This is a genomic window from uncultured Agathobaculum sp. (assembly GCF_963927765.1).
Lineage (GTDB): Bacteria > Bacillota > Clostridia > Oscillospirales > Butyricicoccaceae > Agathobaculum.
On sequence record NZ_CAWVCU010000095.1, the window covers coordinates 1 to 16,266 of the forward strand.

A 16,266-nucleotide genomic window follows, 5' to 3' on the forward strand; every position below is an offset into this window, starting at 1 on the left:
GGCGGGTTATCTGACCCATCCCTTTGTCCGGGGCATTGCAGACGGCAGCCTTGCTGTAAACAAATTCCGTTTCTATCTGTTGCAGGACTATCTGTATCTGTTCGATTACGCCAAGGTATTCGCGCAGGGTGTGGTCAAGTCCCGCGAGCCTGAGATCATGCGCACCTACGCATCTTATGTGGCCAGTATTTTAAACGGCGAAATGGAGATCCATCGCGGATATATGGCGCGGCTCGGTATCACCGAGGCGCAGGCAGAGTCCGTCAAGCCCTCGCTGAGCAACCAGTCGTATACTGCTTATATGCGTGCGGTCGCGGCGGAGGAAGGCCCAGCGGAGATCATGGCGGCGGTGCTGTCGTGCGCGATTAGTTATGAGTACATCGCAAAGTGGATCGTCAAAAACTATCCGGATGCCGATAAGCACGACTTTTACGGCGAATGGGTACGCGGCTACGCCAGCGAAAGCTACGCTGCGGAAAACCAGCGTCTGATCGCACTGATGGAACGCCTGAGCGCAGATTACACCGAAGCACAGCTCCAGCGGCTGACGGATATCTTTGTCACTTGCTCACGCTATGAGGCGATGTTCTGGGATATGGCATGGAACGAGGCGATGTAAATGCTTGAGTTTCAAAACGTTGTGTTCCAGTATGACAGCGAGGATTTTAATATCATAGATGGCTTGTCGTTTCATATTGAGAAAGGCGAGTTCGTGTCGGTCATCGGCCCGTCTGGCTGCGGAAAATCAACCATTTTTCGACTGACCAATCAACTGCTGTCTAAAAAGTCGGGCGAGATTCTGGTCGGCGGAGAGAAAATCGACGGTCGGCGCGGCTACTGCGGCTATATGCCGCAGCGTGATCTGCTGTTCCCGTGGCGCAATGTGCGGGACAACCTGTGCCTGCCCATGGAGATTCGCGGCGGTATCAGTCGTGCGGAGATGGTGCAGCGTGCAGACGAGACACTCGCGCACGTCGGACTGTCCGGTTGGGGCGATAAGCGTCCGGATGAGTTGTCCGGCGGCATGCGTCAGCGCGCGGCTTTTGCCCGCACGTTGCTGACCGGCTCCGAACTGCTGTTGCTGGACGAACCGTTTTCCGCGCTCGACTTCCTCACGCGCATCAATATGCAAGAGTGGCTGCTCGATCAGTGGGAGAGCGATCACAAGACCGTGCTGTTCATCACCCATGATGTGGAGGAAGCGATCTTCTTGTCCAGCCGTGTGCTGGTCGTGGAAGAAATGCCGATCCGTCGCCTGGAATCGTTTGAAGTGCCTGCGCCATATCCGCGCACGCGCGCATGCTTGACTGAGCCGAGCATGCTTGCTCTGCGAGAGCAGCTGATCGACTTGCTGCGTCGGGAGGTGTCGGCATGAGGAAAAACGCCAATCTGCCCGCACTGCTGTTTCTGTTTGTACTGCTCGTTCTATGGCAGGCGGGCGCAATGGGCATGGATGCGGCTTATATCCTGCCGTCGCCAACACAGATTCTGGTACGCATGTGGGAACTGAGGGGGCCGTTGCTGACTGCACACCTGCCCGCAACGCTTTTATGCACGGGCATCGGTCTTGCAATCTCTATTGTGCTGGGCCTGCTGCTCGCGGTATGGATGGATGCCAGCCCGATCGCTGAGAAGATGCTTTATCCGCTGATTGTGGCATCGCAGACCATTCCGACGACTGCACTTGCGCCGCTGTTTGTGCTCTGGTTTGGATATACCATCTGGAGCAAGGTGCTGGTTACTGTGCTGATCACATTTTTTCCGATTGCCATTACGGTGTTTGATGGCTTCCGATCGGCCAGCACGGATATGATTGACATGCTGAAAACCTTTGGCGCGGGTAAGTGGGACATTTTTCGCAAGCTCAAGCTGCCCGCTGCGCTGCCGTATTTCTTTTCGTCCATCAAAATGGCGATTCCGCTGTCCATCATCGGCGCAGCGATCGGCGAGTGGTTAGGGGCGCAGGCAGGACTGGGATATTTCAGTCGTCGCATGATGACCCAGCTTGACGGCGCGGGCGTGTTTGCGCCCATTGTGCTGCTGAGTGTTGTTGCCATGCTGGCAGTTGCCATTGTGTCGTGGGTCGAGAAAAAGGTTATCACTTGGCGTGGCAGTTTATAACAGAAAGGAACGGAATATAGATGAAAAAGAGAGCTTTTGCCGCACTGGCGGCGTGCGCACTGCTTCTGAGCGGCTGTGCAGGTGGTCAGACGGCCGGAAATAACACAGAAAACGCAGAAAATAGTAACGGTGATCTGCGTGAGTTGACCGTTGTGCTCGACTGGTATCCGAATGCCCTGCATGCGTTTCTGTATCAGGCAGAGCAAGCTGGATATTTTGCTGAGGAGGGACTGACGGTCAATATCCAGCCGCCCGCGGGCGTTAATGACGCAATGAGCATGGTTGCGGCAGGAAAAGCAGATATTGGTCTGTACTATCAGCAGGATGTTATTCAGGCACGCGTGGAACAGGGCGTGCCGGTCAAGTCGATTGGTGCAGTGGTGCAGGCGCCGCTGAACATCATTCTGTCGCTCAAGGAAAAGAATATTACTGAGCCGGCCGATCTGGTCGGCAAGACCATTGGTTACGCGGGTACCGAACTGTCCGAAGCGTTGGTACATAGCATCATGAAGAACAGCGGTCAGGACCCATCGAGCGTGGAGATGGTTGATGTCGGCTTTGACCTGATGAGCTCGATGGTGACGGGCAATGTCGATGCAACGATCGGGTGCTTGGTCAATCATGAGGTGCCGCAGATGGAGAAGGAAGGGTTTGAAGTCAACTACTTCTTCCCGGATGATTTTGGTGTGCCGCAATACTATGAAGGCATTTTCCTTGCCAACGATGAAATGATTGAAAATGAGCCGGATGTATTGGCTGGTTTTCTGCGCGCCTGCCAGAAGGGCTTCGAGGACTTCAAGAACGACACAGACACGGTGTTGCAGGTGTTGCTGGATAATCAGGATGAGTCCAATTTCCCGCTTGATCCGGATGTGGAAAAGCAGTCCTGTCAGACGCTTCTTCCGCTGATGGAGACGACGGATGCGCCATTCCTCAGCCAGAGCGCAGACTGTTGGCAGGAGAATATCGACTGGATGTATGACGAGGGCTTGATCTCGGAAAAGCCCGATGTTTCCGAAGTCATGGCGACGATTGATTATTAATCTCCAAATGAGATCAAAAAAAAGCTCCCTCTATGCTTGCATAGAGGGAGCTTTTTTATAGCTAGAAAAGAGAAAGTCTGACGCAGCTTGCTTCTTCTCCTAAACAAGTTATTCTGGCTTGCGGTCGCCGCCAAAGAAGAATGTAGTCAGCACGCCGGGGCCGGTATGAGAACCGATTACCGTGCCGATATAACGGATGTCCGACTGTACGCCGCTTTGTTTCAGAAGATCTGCCAGCTTTTGCGCGTCCTCCGGGCAGTCGCCATGGCAAATGCGGACAGTTTGTTTTTTGTCAGACATTTCACGTATTGTGCGGTCAGCCAGATACTGGATGGCTTTCTGCCGTCCGCGTACCTTACCGCATACGCTAAGCTTGCCTTCGTTATCGACCCAGATGAGTGGCTTGATACCAAGCAGACTGCCGACAACTGCGGAGGTTTTGCTGAGTCGTCCGCCGCGGTGTAAATGTCCCAAATCATCCACGGTGACCAGATGAATGACATGTAGACGCATTTGCTCAATCGCAGTAGCCGTCACTTCGGCGCTGCATCCGCTGTCGCGCATTTCGCGGGCCTTATCGACCAGCAGATATTCGCCGCCGGTAGCGGCAAGCGAATCCACGCAAAAAATCTTTCGATCTGGGTAGAGCGGAGCTAACTCGTCGCGTGCCATACAGCCTGCGTGGAAAGTGCCGGACAGACCGGATGAAAAACCGATATACAGTACATCCTGCCCAGCATCCAATGCTTCGCGGAACACGGTCAGGAACGTATCGAGTTTTGCCTGTGAGGTGCTCGATTGTTTGCCTTGCCGCAGCAAATCGTAAAACTGATGGAAGGAAACGGTTTGGCCGCAGTCCTCTTCAATGGTGCGGTTATCAATGGTAAAGGCGAGCGGCACACATTTGATATCGTTCTGAGAGAAATAAGAAGCGGTTTCGTCAATGGTGGAATCGGTGACAAGTGTAAACGGATACATGGGCATACTCCTTTCGGATGGATAGACTTAGCCGATGATTTCAAAAGAGGTATCGCACGCACCAGTGAGGGAACGTGCAGGACCTTGCGGCACAATTTCATAGGTGTTTTCGCAGCCGATCAGGCCGATGCCATCCAGCGCAATTTTGGGCTCGACGGCGAGCGTCATGCCGGATACAAGTGGAGTAGTGAACCCCTTGGCCAAAACCGGGGTTTCGTCCATCGTCAGTCCAATGGAATGGCCGAGAAATTTGCAAGCATTCATGAAACCGCTGCGGAAAACGGGATCGACACAGGTGAGCAGTTTTTCGTAGATTTCTGCCGGCACCGCGCCCGGCTTCATCATAGCGGCTGCTTCGTTTTCCAGAAAAATGCACTGCTCTCGTGCGGCACGGATCAAATCGCCCTGCGGATGGCGGGCAAGTTCTCCGTAGTAAAAGGTAATGCTCTTGTCAGTGTGATAACCGTGCATGCCGCAAGGAATATCAAGCAAAACGACATCGCCTTCACGCAGGCGGCGCTCGGAAGAACCGATGGATTTCATAGCGATGCAGGTGCCGACCGTACCGGAGGGGCTGTCGAGTGCTGCGGCGCGCAGACTGTTTTCACTGAAGCTGGCAACGCCCAACACATCTTCTGCCGCCGGTTGGTTAAAGCGGGAAATACCCATTGCGCCACGCTCAAGCATCGCGGTGCAGACCTCGCTGCAAAGCCGTGCTTCGCTGACACCGGAACGCAGCAGGGCAGGCGCGATCTGTTCGATGACCTGTTGGTGCAGGCGTCCGGACTGACGCATGCAGTCCAGCTCGTACTGGCTCTTTACCGAGCGCAGCTGCGCAAGCACATCGTCTGCGGATTTTGGAGTAAAGGGAAGATATTTGTTCAGCATGGTCAGCTTTTGCAGCGTCATTGTGCGGGTTGCCACATAAACCGTTTCCGGAATGCTGGGAAAGGCTTCTGCAATGCCGCGGAAGCTTCCTAGCGGGCGAATATCCTCAAAGAGAGATTCCTGTCGTGCACAGTCGTAGGAGCGACGCACGAACAGGACAGCTTGTCCGGGCGTAAGGACGAGCGCTCCTTCCTGCATTGTTCCTGTAAAATAGTATAGATCAATTTTGTTATCCAAAATCATCATGGACCATGCGGGGTCTCGCTGGGTCATGGCATGGCGCAGGCGGTCAAGACGTGCCGACAGTTCATCGGCAGGAACAGGGGTATGGGGCATTGCTATCGTCCTCCGGTAAAGAATTTGAAATTTGTATACTTTATCTTATCACAGATTCGAACTGAGGGCAATGCATGCGCATTGACTTTTATGATTTGGTGCGCTATCATGATATACGTGAAAGTTTTTGATGAAAGGAGTCGGGTTATGCGTAGACTGGTTGGCCGCCTGTTGGGTGACCGTCGGGTTGTGGGCGGCTTTTTGTTGGCGCTGCAGCTGTTAATTGTGATGTATGGACTGGGATGGCTGAGCGAAACTTCCAAGTGGATGCCGCGCGCGTTGACTGTGCTAAGCGTGATTATTGTGATCTGGCTGGTTCGTAAATATGATAATCCGACCTATAAGATTACATGGATCATTGTCATTTTGCTGTTGCCGTTGTTTGGTGGGCTATTCTATCTGCTTTGGGGAAACACACCGCTCAACCGGGCGCGCACACAGCACAAATATGAGCCGAATCCGCCGGATTTTAGAGACTATATGCGCACGCCGGCGACGGAAGAATTGGCGCAGCGGTATCCGCGCCACGCTTCTCGTGCGCGATATATTGCATCTTTGGATGGTATGCCTGCATGGACCAATACAGAGGCACATTACTTCCGGTTGGGAGAAGAAATGTTTGCGTCCATGTGTGAGGAACTGAAACGGGCGCATAAATTTATCTTTTTTGAGTACTTTATCATCGAAGAAGGCATCATGTGGAACACCATTCTGGACATCCTTAAGCAAAAGGTGCGAGAGGGCGTCGATGTACGTGTCATCTATGATGATGTGGGTTCGATTGCTACGCTTCCGCAGCATTATGACAGATATTTGGTCTCGCTGGGTATTCGTGCGGTGCGCTTTAACCGGTTCATTCCAACGCTCAACACTTATTTGAACTATCGCAATCATCGAAAAATGATGATTATTGATGGAAACGTCGGATACATGGGCGGCATCAACTTGGCGGATGAATACATTAATAAAAAAGTCCGCTTTGGACACTGGAAAGATACCGGCATCATGCTGCGCGGTGAAGGAACAGCAAACATGACCTCTCTGTTCCTGCAAATGTGGGAGTATGTGACAGGGGAGACCGTGCCGCCGTTGGACGCCTATCTGCCGACGACCAAATTGCCGCCGGATGGCTATGTGCAGTCCTTCGCGGATTCTCCGCTGGATGATTTGAACATTGGCGAATCTATTTATTTGCAAATCATTCATAATGCACGCGACTATGTCTATATTACGACGCCTTACTTGGTGCTGGATAACGAGATGATTACGGCGCTGACCATTGCGGCGCAATCCGGTGTGGATGTGCGCATCCTGACGCCGGGCATTCCGGATAAAAAGCTGGTCTATATGATTACCCGTTCGTATTACCAGCAGCTGCATCGCGCCGGAGTGAAAATCTATGAATACCGTCCGGGTTTTTTGCATGCAAAAAGTATTGTGTCGGACGATGCAACCGCAGTGGTTGGCACGATCAATATGGATTTTCGGTCATTCTTTCTGCATTTTGAATGCGCCACTTGCTTTTATAACAGCTCAGTCGTTGGTGCAGTCAAACAGGATATTTTGGAAACGATCAATGTCAGCCGTCAAATTACAGATGAATGGCTGCACAGGATTCGTTGGTTGCGCTCGATCGCAGCAAGTGTACTGCGTTTGTTTGCTCCCTTACTATAATTGGTTGGGGTAAGTGGTGACGACCCGAGAAGGTATCGGGAGGGATGAAAACGATGCAGCAGCAAGAGCAGACTTTGTTTGCAATATTGGATGCAGGGGAACTGCTGTTGACTGCGGGAGCAGAGGTAGCCCGTGTGGAAGATACCATTCGCCGTATGGCGCGTGCATACGGCTTTGTGCGCACCGACGTGCTCACGATTACAGCCAGCATGGTCGTGACGGTACAGGCGGCGGATGGGGAGGTGTTCACCCAGACGCGTCGTATCCTGAGACGAGAAACCGATATGCGGCGGATCGAAGCGATCAACGCATTATCAAGGACAGTTTGTCAGAACACCTTGCCGCTGGATGAGCTGCGCATGCGGATCGAGGAGATACGCAGTATGCCGGAAGGTTCAAAGTGGCGGTTGCCTGCGGCGTATCTGCTGATTGCTGGCTCGTTTGCGGTGTTCTTTGGCGGCTCGTGGCGGGATGGCATCGCGGCGATGCTGTGCAGCATGGTATTATATGCCGTTGGGCGTGTTGGAGTGCGTATCCGTTTGCAGCCTATCGTATTGACGGTAATTAGTGCTGCACTGATGTGTCTTGCAGCGCTGATCACTGTCAAAGCCGGTCTGGGACAAGGACTGGATTATATCATCATCGGTAATATCATGCTGTTGATTCCGGGTATTGCGCTGGTAACTTCGCTGCGCGACATGATTGTAGGCGATACCATCAGTGGCTTGCTCGGTGCATGCGAAGCTCTTTTACGAGCGATTGCGATTGCTGCCGGCTGTGCTTTGGTGCTGATGCAGTTGGGAGGCGCAGGATGAATACGCAAATGGTATTACAGGTAGCGATGGCAACAATTGGTGCCATGGGATTTGGATTGCTGTTTCATATGTCAGGCGGGCGGCTGTTAGCAATTACGTTGGGCGGTGCAGCCAACTGGATTTTCTATCTGATAGGCATGGAAGTTTACCATGACCGCGTAATCGCGTTTTTCGTTGCTGCATTGGCAACGGCAGTTCTGGCGGAAATTATGGCACGTCTCATGAAAACACCGGTCATTACGCTCTTGGTACCGATGCTTGTCCCCTTGATTCCGGGCGGCGATTTATACTATACTACGCTTGCATTGGTACAAGGAGATATGGAAGCTTTCGCACAGTATGGTGGAATGTTCATTCGTGAAGCAGGCGCCATTTCTTTTGGGATCATTCTGGTCGCATGTGTCGTGCAGACAGCGTTTCGTCTGTGGATGCTGTTTCGGGAGCGAAAAGTATAAAAGCGTTCTGCACGATAGAAATGTTGCAGAACGCTTTTAAAACAGGAAATAGGATAAAAGATAGGTCAGACAGCCGGCAATTGCAGCCCAAATGAGAAAGGTCAGGAACAGGCAAAATAAATAGCTGACCGGAAAGCGGGCATAACGCAGTTGTTCGCCCAACTCATCTGGGTCTCCCATGCTGCGAAGCGCTGTGGAAACAGCTTGCTCATGCGTATCGCCACGATCCTGCTCCAGATATTCCACATGGGATAGGATGTGATCGGTCAATTCACGCCGTATGCGTGCGCGATAGGGTGGCCAAAATAAGTGGCGGCACACCTGATTGAGATAACGGGCAATTCGCTCATCCGGGGACACATGCTTCACCTCCGACGACTTTGCCGAATTGCTTGCAGAAGGATTCCCATTCGCGGCGGCAGCGCGCAAGTGTTTTAACGCCTTGGCGAGTGAGCTGATAATAGCGACGGCGACGTCCCGCGTCGGACGCACGTTCGTAAGAGCGAACCTCGCCGCGTGCTTCCAGGCTGTGTAGGATGGGGTAGAGTGTGCCTTCTTTCATGGAGAAGGTCTGATCTGAGCGACATTCCAGCTCGCGAATGATCTGATAGCCGTACTTATCGGCATCTTCTAAAAGGGCGAGGACAAGCAATGTGTTGCTTCCTGGAAAAGCAGAATCATTTTTCTTGCGTGACAAAAGAAACACCTCCCAATACCTCGATTGTCGATGTATCCATAGTATATCCCGGCAAATGGAATGTGTCAAACGCTTTGTTACCAAAAAACCTTGCTTTATGAGGATATTTCCTGTATAATAATCAAGTATCTATTCACTATGGAGGATGAGAGAACGATGTTTACCGATTTGTTCAACTGGCTGCTTGGCGCGGGGCGTGAGCTTGCGGTTGTGATTATTTCTATGATGCCGTTGGTGGAGCTGCGCGGTGCAGTCCCGCTTGGCGTTGCGGTTGGTATGCCGGAAGCGACATTGATTCCGCTCGCGATTCTTGGCAATATGCTTCCCATTCCGTTTCTGCTGTTTTTTGGTGAAAAAATTTTGGACTGGGTATGCACACTGCCGCCTTTGACCAAATTTGCAACTGCCTATAAGCAAAAGCTGCTTTCCAAGACCGATCAGGTTACAAAATATGCACGTATTGGTTTGTTCCTGTTTGTGGCAATTCCGCTGCCGGGTACTGGAGCATGGTCGGGGGCACTGATTGCTACCATTTTGAAAATGCCGAAAACAAAGGCGCTGTTATCCATTCTGGCGGGCGTTATTACGGCAGGTATCATTATGTTGATGGCATCCCACAGCGTGATTGGTGTAGTCAATTTGTTTTAAAAAATGCGTCCGGACAACACTCCGGACGCATTTTTTTGATATTAACTTAAATGCGGCAGGCTTCCAGCAAGGCATGCTTGCAGTCCCACAGCTTTTGAGACAAATCCACAAAATAGGTTTGCGGATTTTCAAAACGTTTGATTTGTTCCCAAAGCGTATCCACTTCAGATAGGCAGTAATTACGGATCGAGCTGATATCTGGGCTGGTATATACGCAGCGACCTGCTTTGAACAGCTGAACGCGAAGCGGACGAACAGTATAATCAGTAACGACACGTTTCTTCCACGTATGGATCGGATGGAACAGGGTATAGGGCTGGTTGCTGTCAATCACTTCGTCGTGAATCGTCAGCACATCGCCCAGTGCTTTGCCGGTCTTATTATCAAACAGACGATAGACTTGCTTAAAGTGCGGTGTGGTGATTTTCTCTACATTTTCCGAAACCTTGATCTTGGGGATGATCTCTCCCTCAGCGTTCTCAACCGCTGCAAGTTTATAGACGCCACCAAATACCGGTTCGGATTTGGAGGTGATCAGACGCTCTCCGATGCCGAAAGAGTCGACGCATGCACCCTGTACCAGCAAATCGCGCACCAGATATTCGTCGAGCGAGTTGGATGCCATAATCTGCATATCAGGGAAACCTGCCTCATCCAGCATTTTGCGTGCTTCGATGGAAAGATAGGCAATATCGCCGGAATCCAGACGAATGCCGCGCGGACGAATCCCTTTTTCCTCAACCATTTCTCGGGCAACTCGCAGTGCATTCGGAACGCCCGATTTGAGGACGTTATAGGTGTCAACCAGAAAAAGGCAGTTATCCGGATAAATATCCGCATAGGCTTTAAATGCCTCGTATTCGCTGTCAAACATTTGCACCCATGAGTGCGCCATCGTACCGCCAGCAGGAATTTTGAAATCGCGGTCAGCCAGCACGCAGGCTGTGCCCTGACAGCCGCCGATATAGGCAGCGCGTGCACCGTAAATCGCGCCGTCATAGCCTTGCGCACGGCGCGAGCCAAATTCCAGCACCGTACGGCCCTGCGCCGCGCGTGTAATGCGGTTGGCCTTGGTGGCAATCAGGGTTTGGTGGTTGATGGTGAGCAACACCATGGTTTCCACAAACTGCGCCTGAATCATCGGCCCTGCAACAGTGACCAGCGGTTCGCCGGGGAACACGGGGGTTCCTTCCGGCACAGCCCAGACATCACATTCAAACTTGAAATGTCGGAGATAGTGTAGAAATGCTTCGGAGAAACAGCCACGGCCGCGCAGGTATTTGATATCTTCATCGGTAAAGTGCAGGTTTTTAAAATAGTCGATCAGCTGCTCAACGCCGGCCATGATGGCATAGCCGCCGCCATCCGGCACACGACGAAAAAACATGTCAAAATATGCGCGGCGATCCGCGATCCCTTTTTCAAAATAGCCATGCGCCATGGTAAACTCATAAAAGTCGGTCAACATGGTCAAATTCTTGTCTGTCATTGCGAAAAACGCCCCTTTGCGCACGCGGGTCGTGCGCTTTTTATTCATTTCATGTAACTGTCTTGACACAGTACATTTATAGATATCATAGTACGATTTGGGCAAAAGTGCAAGTATTTCTTGGTAACAAAAATCCACAAAATGAATAAATATGCATAATATAAAATATTTATAAATTTTTCTTGCCAAACGATGGGAGAGGGAGTATAATGAAACAGTCGAAAAAATGACAGGCATGGAGGTCAACAGACATGGAAAAGAAATATAACAAAGTTGTTCTGGCATACTCGGGCGGTTTGGACACTTCGGTGCTCATTCCGTGGCTCAAGGAGCATTACGGCTGCGAGGTTATCGCGGTTTCCGGCAACGTCGGTCAGGCCGGTGAGCTGGACGGTCTTGAGGAGAAGGCACTGGCTACCGGCGCGTCCAAGCTGTACATTGAAGACTTGACCAAGGAGTTCGTGGATGACTACATCATTCCGACTATGAAGGCCGGCGCAACCTATGAACAATATCTGCTGGGCACTTCGTTTGCGCGTCCGATCATTGCAAAGCGCATCGTTGAGATCGCACTCAAGGAAGGTGCGGACGCGATTTGCCACGGCTGCACAGGCAAGGGCAATGATCAGGTTCGTTTTGAACTGGCAATCCACGCCTTTGCGCCGCAGATGGATATTATTGCGCCGTGGCGTTTCTGGGAGCTGAACAGCCGCGAAAAGGAGATTGCTTACGCGGAGGCGCACAATATTCCGCTTAAGATCAATAAGGAAACCAACTATTCCAAGGATAAGAACCTGTGGCATTTGAGCCACGAGGGCCTGGATCTTGAATTGCCGTCCAACGAAGCGCCGATCAACCGTCAGGGCTTCCTCGAGCTGGGTGTATCGCCTGAGCAGGCACCCGACAAGCCGACTTACGTCACCATCCACTTTGAAAAGGGTGTTCCGACCGCGGTCGATGGTGAAGAGATGGATTCGGTTGCCATTATCGAAAAGCTCAACAAGCTTGGCGGTGAAAACGGCGTTGGCATTCTGGATATCGTCGAGAACCGTCTGGTCGGTATGAAGAGCCGCGGCGTGTATGAGACTCCGGGTGGTGCGGTGCTGTATGCAGCGCATCAGAAGCTCGAGGAGATCACTCTCGATAAGGAGACTGCGCACTACAAAGCGCAGGTTGCGATGAAGTTTGGCGATCTGGTTTACAACGGCCAGTGGTACACTCCGCTGCGCAAGGCGCTGTCCGCGTTTGTCGACTCCACGCAGGAAACGGTTACCGGCGATGTAAAGCTCAAGCTGTACAAGGGCAATATCATTCCGGCATCCGTCACTTCGCCGTACAGCCTGTATTCTGAGGATATGGCAACCTTCAACGAGGACGACTGCTACGATCAGGCGGATTCCGCGGGCTTCATCAACCTGTTCGGTCTGCCGCTCAAGGTTCGTGCGCTGAATGATCAGATTCTGTATCAGAAGACCGGCAAGCATTTCCCGTCGGTAGAAAAGTAATCTAAGTGTTGTAGGGCGGCATGTCCGAACGTGCCGCCCTACGGGTGTTTTGTGAGGTAACGCATTATGGCAAAATTATGGGCAGGACGGTTTCAGAAGGAAACCGATCTGGTGGTAAACGACTTTAACTCGTCGATCCTGTTTGACTGCCGGTTATATAAAGAAGATATCACAGGTTCAATCGCGCATGCAACCATGCTGGGCAAGCAGGGGATCATCGAAGAGCATGAAGCGGAAAAGATCGTAGAAGGATTGAAGGGTATCCTCAAGGATATTGAGGATGGCAAGGTGGAGTTCTCTCTCGATTACGAGGACATCCACATGAATATCGAGCAGTTGCTGACTGAGCGCATCGGTGATACCGGTAAGCGCCTGCATACCGGTCGCTCGCGTAACGATCAGGTAGCGCTCGACATGCGTATTTATGTCAAGGCAGAGATTCAGGAAATCATTTCTATGATCTGCACCTTTATGAAGGCGCTCTGCAAGAAGAGCCGTGAAAATCTGGATGCAGTCATGCCGGGTTATACGCATTTGCAGCGTGCACAGCCGACTACGTTTGCGCATTATATGATGGCCTATGCCAACATGCTCAAGCGTGACATTGGCCGCTTGCAGGATTGTTTTGAGCGCATGGATGAAATGCCGCTTGGTTCTGGCGCTCTGGCTTCGACTACTTATCCGATCGACCGTGAGTTTGTTCGTCAGCAGCTGGGCTTTGCTCGCTTGACTGATAACTCGTTGGATGGTGTTTCCGACCGCGACTATTGTGTCGAGTTGCTTTCAGCGCTGTCTATCCTGATGATGCACTTGTCGCGTCTGTCTGAAGAAATCATTTCGTGGTGCTCTTGGGAGTTTAAGTTTATTGAGCTGGACGATGCGTATTCCACTGGCTCGTCCATCATGCCGCAGAAGAAGAATCCGGACGTATGCGAGCTGATCCGAGGCAAGACCGGCCGTGTGTACGGCGCGCTGACCACAATGCTGACCGTGCTCAAGGGTCTGCCGCTGGCATATAACAAGGATATGCAGGAGGACAAGGAGGCTGTGTTCGGCGCGATCGACACGGTCAAGCAGTGCCTTGAGGTATTCACGCCTATGTTCTCCACCATGACGCTGCGTCGCGACAACATGCGCAAGGCGGCATCCGGCGGCTTTATCAATGCAACCGATTGCGCGGACTACCTGACCAAGAAGGGTATGCCGTTCCGCGATGCATACAAGACGGTCGGCCGTCTGGTCAACCAGTGCATCAAGGCGGATGAAACGCTTGAAACCATGACCATGCGTGACTTTGCCGCGATTTCGGACAAATTTGGTGATGATATCTATGATGCACTTGATCTGCGCACTTGTGTTGCCGGCAGAAAGGTAGTCGGTGGTCCGGCGCCGCAGGAGGTTACCCGTCAGATCGACAAGATCGAGCACTTCATCGCGGAGGTAGAAGGCGATGAAGCCTAAGGTATATATCGACGGCAAAGAAGGCACAACTGGCTTGCAGATTTACGACCGCCTTTCTGGTCGGGCTGATATTGAACTGCTGCTGATCGACGAGGATAAGCGCAAGGATACTGAAGAGCGCCGTAAGTTCCTAAACGCTGCAGATATTGTGTTCCTTTGTCTGCCGGATGCGGCGGCGAAAGAAGCGGTCACGCTGATCGAAAACGATCATACCCGCGTCATTGACGCTTCCACCGCACACCGCACGAATCCTGATTGGGATTACGGTTTTGCTGAGTTGTCCAAAGCACATCGCATGGCGATTGCGGAGTCCAAGCGGGTCGCCAATCCCGGCTGCCACGCGAGCGGCTTTATTGCGTCGGTGTATCCGCTGGTGGCGAGCGATGTCGTGCCCGCGGATTTTGCATTCACCTGTTCGTCGCTGACCGGCTATTCGGGTGGCGGTAAAAAGATGATCGCAGAATATGAGGACGTAAATCGTGATGCTTGCCATAATTCTGAACGCATATATGGCCTGAATCTGCATCACAAGCATCTGCCTGAGATGGAGTATGTCTGTGGGCTGACGCAGCCGCCGGTGTTTGTGCCGGTGGTGGGTGATTTCTATAAGGGCATGGCGACGACCGTTATGCTGCCCGGATTGGATGCTGCACATGTGCATGAAGCGCTTGCCGCGCATTATGAGGGTCAGAAATTGGTCACGGTTGCGCCGCTCGGCGGTGATGCGTCTGTCATTTATGCCAATACGCTTGCTGGGCATGACAGGCTGAGATTGATCGTGAACGGACACGAGAAGCAGACTATCGTCACCGCGCTGTTTGACAATCTCGGTAAGGGTGCGTCGGGTGCGGCGGTGCAGAATATGAATATTATGCTCGGGTTGGACGAAACGACTGGGCTGACCCTGTAATCATTTCGCTGTGCGCAAAGGAGAAGTGAAACGATGAAAATTATCGAAGGCGGCGTGTGCGCCGCACAAGGCTTTACCGCGGGCAGCATTCGCTGCGGCATCAAGGAAAGCCGTACCAATGACGATACCGCGATTATTTTCAGCGCGTGCGAATGCACCGCTGCGGCAACTTATACGATGAACCGTGTCAAGGCGGCACCGGTTTATGTTACTATGGAGCATCTGGAAAACGGTGTCGCGCGTGCGATTATTGCGAATTCGGGCAACGCCAATGCCTGTGCACCGGATGGCATGGAAAACGCCCGCCGCATGGCAAAGGCGGCATCCAAGCTGCTTGGCGTGGATGAGAATGATGTTGTCGTCGCTTCCACCGGTGTTATCGGTCAGCGTCTGCCGGTTGAGTGCATTGAGAAGCATTTGCCGGAAATCAAACTGGAAGAGAATGGATCGGAAAAGGTGAACCTTGCTATTATGACAACCGATACGCGCACTAAAACAGCGGCGGTTGAATTTACCATCGGCGGCAAGACCTGCCGTATCGGTGGCATTTGCAAGGGAAGCGGTATGATTCATCCCAACATGGGCACAATGCTGTCCTTTATTACGACCGACTGCGCGATTACGCATGAAATGCTGACCGAAGCTTTGCAGGAAAACGTGCGCAAGACGTATAACCGCGTCACGGTTGACGGCGATACCTCGACCAACGATATGTGCGTGGTACTGGCAAATGGCAAGGCAGGCAATGAACTGATCGACTGGCAGGACGAGGACTATCAGGCGTTTTGCAAGGCGCTGAACGAAGTCAACACGCGTTTGGCGCGCCAGATCGCGGCGGATGGTGAGGGTGCCAGCAAGCTGGTCACCTGCACGGTGAGCGGTTCGCGTTCGGAAGAGGCAGCGGAGCGTCTGGCTAAAGCGGTCGTTGGTTCGAATCTGGTCAAGGCGGCCATGTTCGGCGCGGATGCTAACTGGGGGCGTGTGCTGTGCGCAATGGGTTATTCCAAGGCGCCGTTTCGGCCGGAATATGTAACGGTCGCGTTTTCCTCCACCGCAGGCAATATCACGGTCTGTGAAAAGGGAGAAGCGGTTGATTTTGACGAGGATCTGGCCAAGAAAATCCTGTCCGAAAATGAGGTCGTCATTGCAGTGAACGTCAATGAAGGCGAGGACAGCGCGACGGCGTGGGGCTGCGATCTGACCTATGATTATGTCAAAATCAACGGTGATTACCGGACCTGATGAA

At 52.3% G+C, this 16,266-nt stretch carries 17 protein-coding genes; 12 read left to right on the forward strand and 5 right to left on the reverse strand.

What is annotated here, in order from left to right; translation table 11 throughout:
- The 4 genes from tenA to ABGT74_RS08565 form a co-directional block, all read left to right on the forward strand.
- Nucleotides 1-619 (forward strand): thiaminase II (gene tenA, locus ABGT74_RS08550; protein ID WP_346705199.1); only part of this gene is annotated, 619 nt, incomplete at its 5' end.
- On the forward strand, nt 620-1,375 hold the full coding sequence (locus tag ABGT74_RS08555; RefSeq protein WP_297283869.1) for an ABC transporter ATP-binding protein: 756 nt from the start codon (nt 620-622) through the stop codon (nt 1,373-1,375).
- Complete coding sequence (locus ABGT74_RS08560; protein ID WP_297283870.1) at nt 1,372-2,121, forward strand: ABC transporter permease; 750 nt, start codon at nt 1,372-1,374, stop codon at nt 2,119-2,121. The genes ABGT74_RS08555 and ABGT74_RS08560 overlap by 4 nt, the downstream gene beginning before the upstream one ends.
- Before the next feature lie 20 nt (nt 2,122-2,141).
- Nucleotides 2,142-3,164 carry an ABC transporter substrate-binding protein gene (locus ABGT74_RS08565; RefSeq protein ID WP_297283871.1) on the forward strand — a complete coding sequence of 341 codons (1,023 nt, stop codon included), beginning with the start codon at nt 2,142-2,144 and terminating at the stop codon, nt 3,162-3,164.
- A gap of 108 nt (nt 3,165-3,272) precedes the next feature.
- Here ABGT74_RS08565 and ABGT74_RS08570 read toward each other — a convergent pair whose 3' ends face one another.
- Nucleotides 3,273-4,142 (reverse strand): DegV family protein, encoded by an 870-nt coding sequence (locus ABGT74_RS08570; RefSeq protein WP_297283872.1) that lies wholly within the window; start codon nt 4,140-4,142, stop codon nt 3,273-3,275.
- A gap of 27 nt (nt 4,143-4,169) precedes the next feature.
- Nucleotides 4,170-5,366, reverse strand: a complete 1,197-nt coding sequence (locus tag ABGT74_RS08575) for a M24 family metallopeptidase (RefSeq protein WP_346705200.1) — start codon at nt 5,364-5,366, stop codon at nt 4,170-4,172.
- 147 nt (nt 5,367-5,513) lie between these two features.
- Between ABGT74_RS08575 and cls the strand changes: the two genes are divergently transcribed.
- From cls to ABGT74_RS08590, 3 genes are read left to right on the forward strand one after another with little or no spacing between them, the layout of a single operon-like run.
- A complete protein-coding gene (gene cls, locus ABGT74_RS08580) occupies nt 5,514-7,040 on the forward strand; it encodes a cardiolipin synthase (protein ID WP_346705202.1) in 1,527 nt (508 codons plus the stop codon).
- A gap of 53 nt (nt 7,041-7,093) precedes the next feature.
- Entirely contained in the window at nt 7,094-7,855 is a 762-nt protein-coding gene (locus tag ABGT74_RS08585) for a threonine/serine exporter family protein (RefSeq protein ID WP_346705203.1), read from the forward strand.
- Nucleotides 7,852-8,310, forward strand: a complete 459-nt coding sequence (locus ABGT74_RS08590) for a threonine/serine exporter family protein (protein WP_297282565.1) — start codon at nt 7,852-7,854, stop codon at nt 8,308-8,310. The genes ABGT74_RS08585 and ABGT74_RS08590 overlap by 4 nt, the downstream gene beginning before the upstream one ends.
- 36 nt (nt 8,311-8,346) lie before the next feature.
- On the opposite strand, the gene ABGT74_RS08595 is transcribed toward ABGT74_RS08590, so the two are convergent.
- Both ABGT74_RS08595 and ABGT74_RS08600 read right to left on the reverse strand, forming a co-directional pair.
- Nucleotides 8,347-8,670 carry a permease prefix domain 1-containing protein gene (locus tag ABGT74_RS08595; RefSeq protein WP_346705204.1) on the reverse strand — a complete coding sequence of 108 codons (324 nt, stop codon included), beginning with the start codon at nt 8,668-8,670 and terminating at the stop codon, nt 8,347-8,349.
- A complete protein-coding gene (locus ABGT74_RS08600; protein WP_297282567.1) occupies nt 8,657-9,007 on the reverse strand; it encodes a helix-turn-helix transcriptional regulator in 351 nt (116 codons plus the stop codon). Before ABGT74_RS08600 ends, ABGT74_RS08595 begins: the two co-directional genes overlap by 14 nt.
- A 156-nt stretch (nt 9,008-9,163) precedes the next feature.
- Here ABGT74_RS08600 and ABGT74_RS08605 point away from each other — a divergent pair, with 156 nt between their 5' ends.
- The gene (locus tag ABGT74_RS08605; protein WP_297282568.1) at nt 9,164-9,655 is read left to right on the forward strand and encodes a small multi-drug export protein; all 492 of its coding nucleotides are present in this window, start codon (nt 9,164-9,166) and stop codon (nt 9,653-9,655) included.
- Between the two features lie 46 nt (nt 9,656-9,701).
- On the opposite strand, the gene ABGT74_RS08610 is transcribed toward ABGT74_RS08605, so the two are convergent.
- On the reverse strand, nt 9,702-11,144 hold the full coding sequence (locus ABGT74_RS08610) for a nicotinate phosphoribosyltransferase (protein WP_346705205.1): 1,443 nt from the start codon (nt 11,142-11,144) through the stop codon (nt 9,702-9,704).
- Between the two features lie 251 nt (nt 11,145-11,395).
- Between ABGT74_RS08610 and ABGT74_RS08615 the strand changes: the two genes are divergently transcribed.
- The 4 genes from ABGT74_RS08615 (at nt 11,396) to argJ (ending at nt 16,262) form a co-directional block, all read left to right on the forward strand.
- On the forward strand, nt 11,396-12,649 hold the full coding sequence (locus tag ABGT74_RS08615; protein WP_346705206.1) for an argininosuccinate synthase: 1,254 nt from the start codon (nt 11,396-11,398) through the stop codon (nt 12,647-12,649).
- Nucleotides 12,650-12,715: 66 nt separating this feature from the next.
- Nucleotides 12,716-14,110, forward strand: coding sequence for an argininosuccinate lyase (gene argH / locus ABGT74_RS08620; protein ID WP_346705207.1), 1,395 nt, complete (start codon nt 12,716-12,718; stop codon nt 14,108-14,110).
- A complete protein-coding gene (gene argC, locus ABGT74_RS08625) occupies nt 14,100-15,020 on the forward strand; it encodes an N-acetyl-gamma-glutamyl-phosphate reductase (RefSeq protein WP_297282572.1) in 921 nt (306 codons plus the stop codon). Before argH ends, argC begins: the two co-directional genes overlap by 11 nt.
- Nucleotides 15,021-15,053: 33 nt before the next feature.
- Nucleotides 15,054-16,262: a bifunctional glutamate N-acetyltransferase/amino-acid acetyltransferase ArgJ gene (argJ, locus tag ABGT74_RS08630; RefSeq protein WP_346705208.1), complete on the forward strand. Its 1,209-nt coding sequence runs from the start codon at nt 15,054-15,056 to the stop codon at nt 16,260-16,262.
- The last annotated feature ends 4 nt before the right edge of the window (nt 16,263-16,266 follow it).

Excerpts from the sequence above, each read along its gene's own strand:
- ABGT74_RS08555 (WP_297283869.1), top strand. The coding sequence starts at position 620 with ATGCTTGAGTTTCAAAACGTTGTGTTCCAGTATGACAGCGAGGATTTT.
- ABGT74_RS08560 (WP_297283870.1), top strand. The coding sequence starts at position 1,372 with ATGAGGAAAAACGCCAATCTGCCCGCACTGCTGTTTCTGTTTGTACTG.
- ABGT74_RS08565 (WP_297283871.1), top strand. The coding sequence starts at position 2,142 with ATGAAAAAGAGAGCTTTTGCCGCACTGGCGGCGTGCGCACTGCTTCTG.
- ABGT74_RS08570 (WP_297283872.1), bottom strand. The coding sequence starts at position 4,142 with ATGTATCCGTTTACACTTGTCACCGATTCCACCATTGACGAAACCGCT.
- ABGT74_RS08575 (WP_346705200.1), bottom strand. The coding sequence starts at position 5,366 with ATGCCCCATACCCCTGTTCCTGCCGATGAACTGTCGGCACGTCTTGAC.
- cls (WP_346705202.1), top strand. The coding sequence starts at position 5,514 with ATGCGTAGACTGGTTGGCCGCCTGTTGGGTGACCGTCGGGTTGTGGGC.
- ABGT74_RS08585 (WP_346705203.1), top strand. The coding sequence starts at position 7,094 with ATGCAGCAGCAAGAGCAGACTTTGTTTGCAATATTGGATGCAGGGGAA.
- ABGT74_RS08590 (WP_297282565.1), top strand. The coding sequence starts at position 7,852 with ATGAATACGCAAATGGTATTACAGGTAGCGATGGCAACAATTGGTGCC.
- ABGT74_RS08605 (WP_297282568.1), top strand. The coding sequence starts at position 9,164 with ATGTTTACCGATTTGTTCAACTGGCTGCTTGGCGCGGGGCGTGAGCTT.
- ABGT74_RS08610 (WP_346705205.1), bottom strand. The coding sequence starts at position 11,144 with ATGACAGACAAGAATTTGACCATGTTGACCGACTTTTATGAGTTTACC.
- ABGT74_RS08615 (WP_346705206.1), top strand. The coding sequence starts at position 11,396 with ATGGAAAAGAAATATAACAAAGTTGTTCTGGCATACTCGGGCGGTTTG.
- argH (WP_346705207.1), top strand. The coding sequence starts at position 12,716 with ATGGCAAAATTATGGGCAGGACGGTTTCAGAAGGAAACCGATCTGGTG.
- argC (WP_297282572.1), top strand. The coding sequence starts at position 14,100 with ATGAAGCCTAAGGTATATATCGACGGCAAAGAAGGCACAACTGGCTTG.
- argJ (WP_346705208.1), top strand. The coding sequence starts at position 15,054 with ATGAAAATTATCGAAGGCGGCGTGTGCGCCGCACAAGGCTTTACCGCG.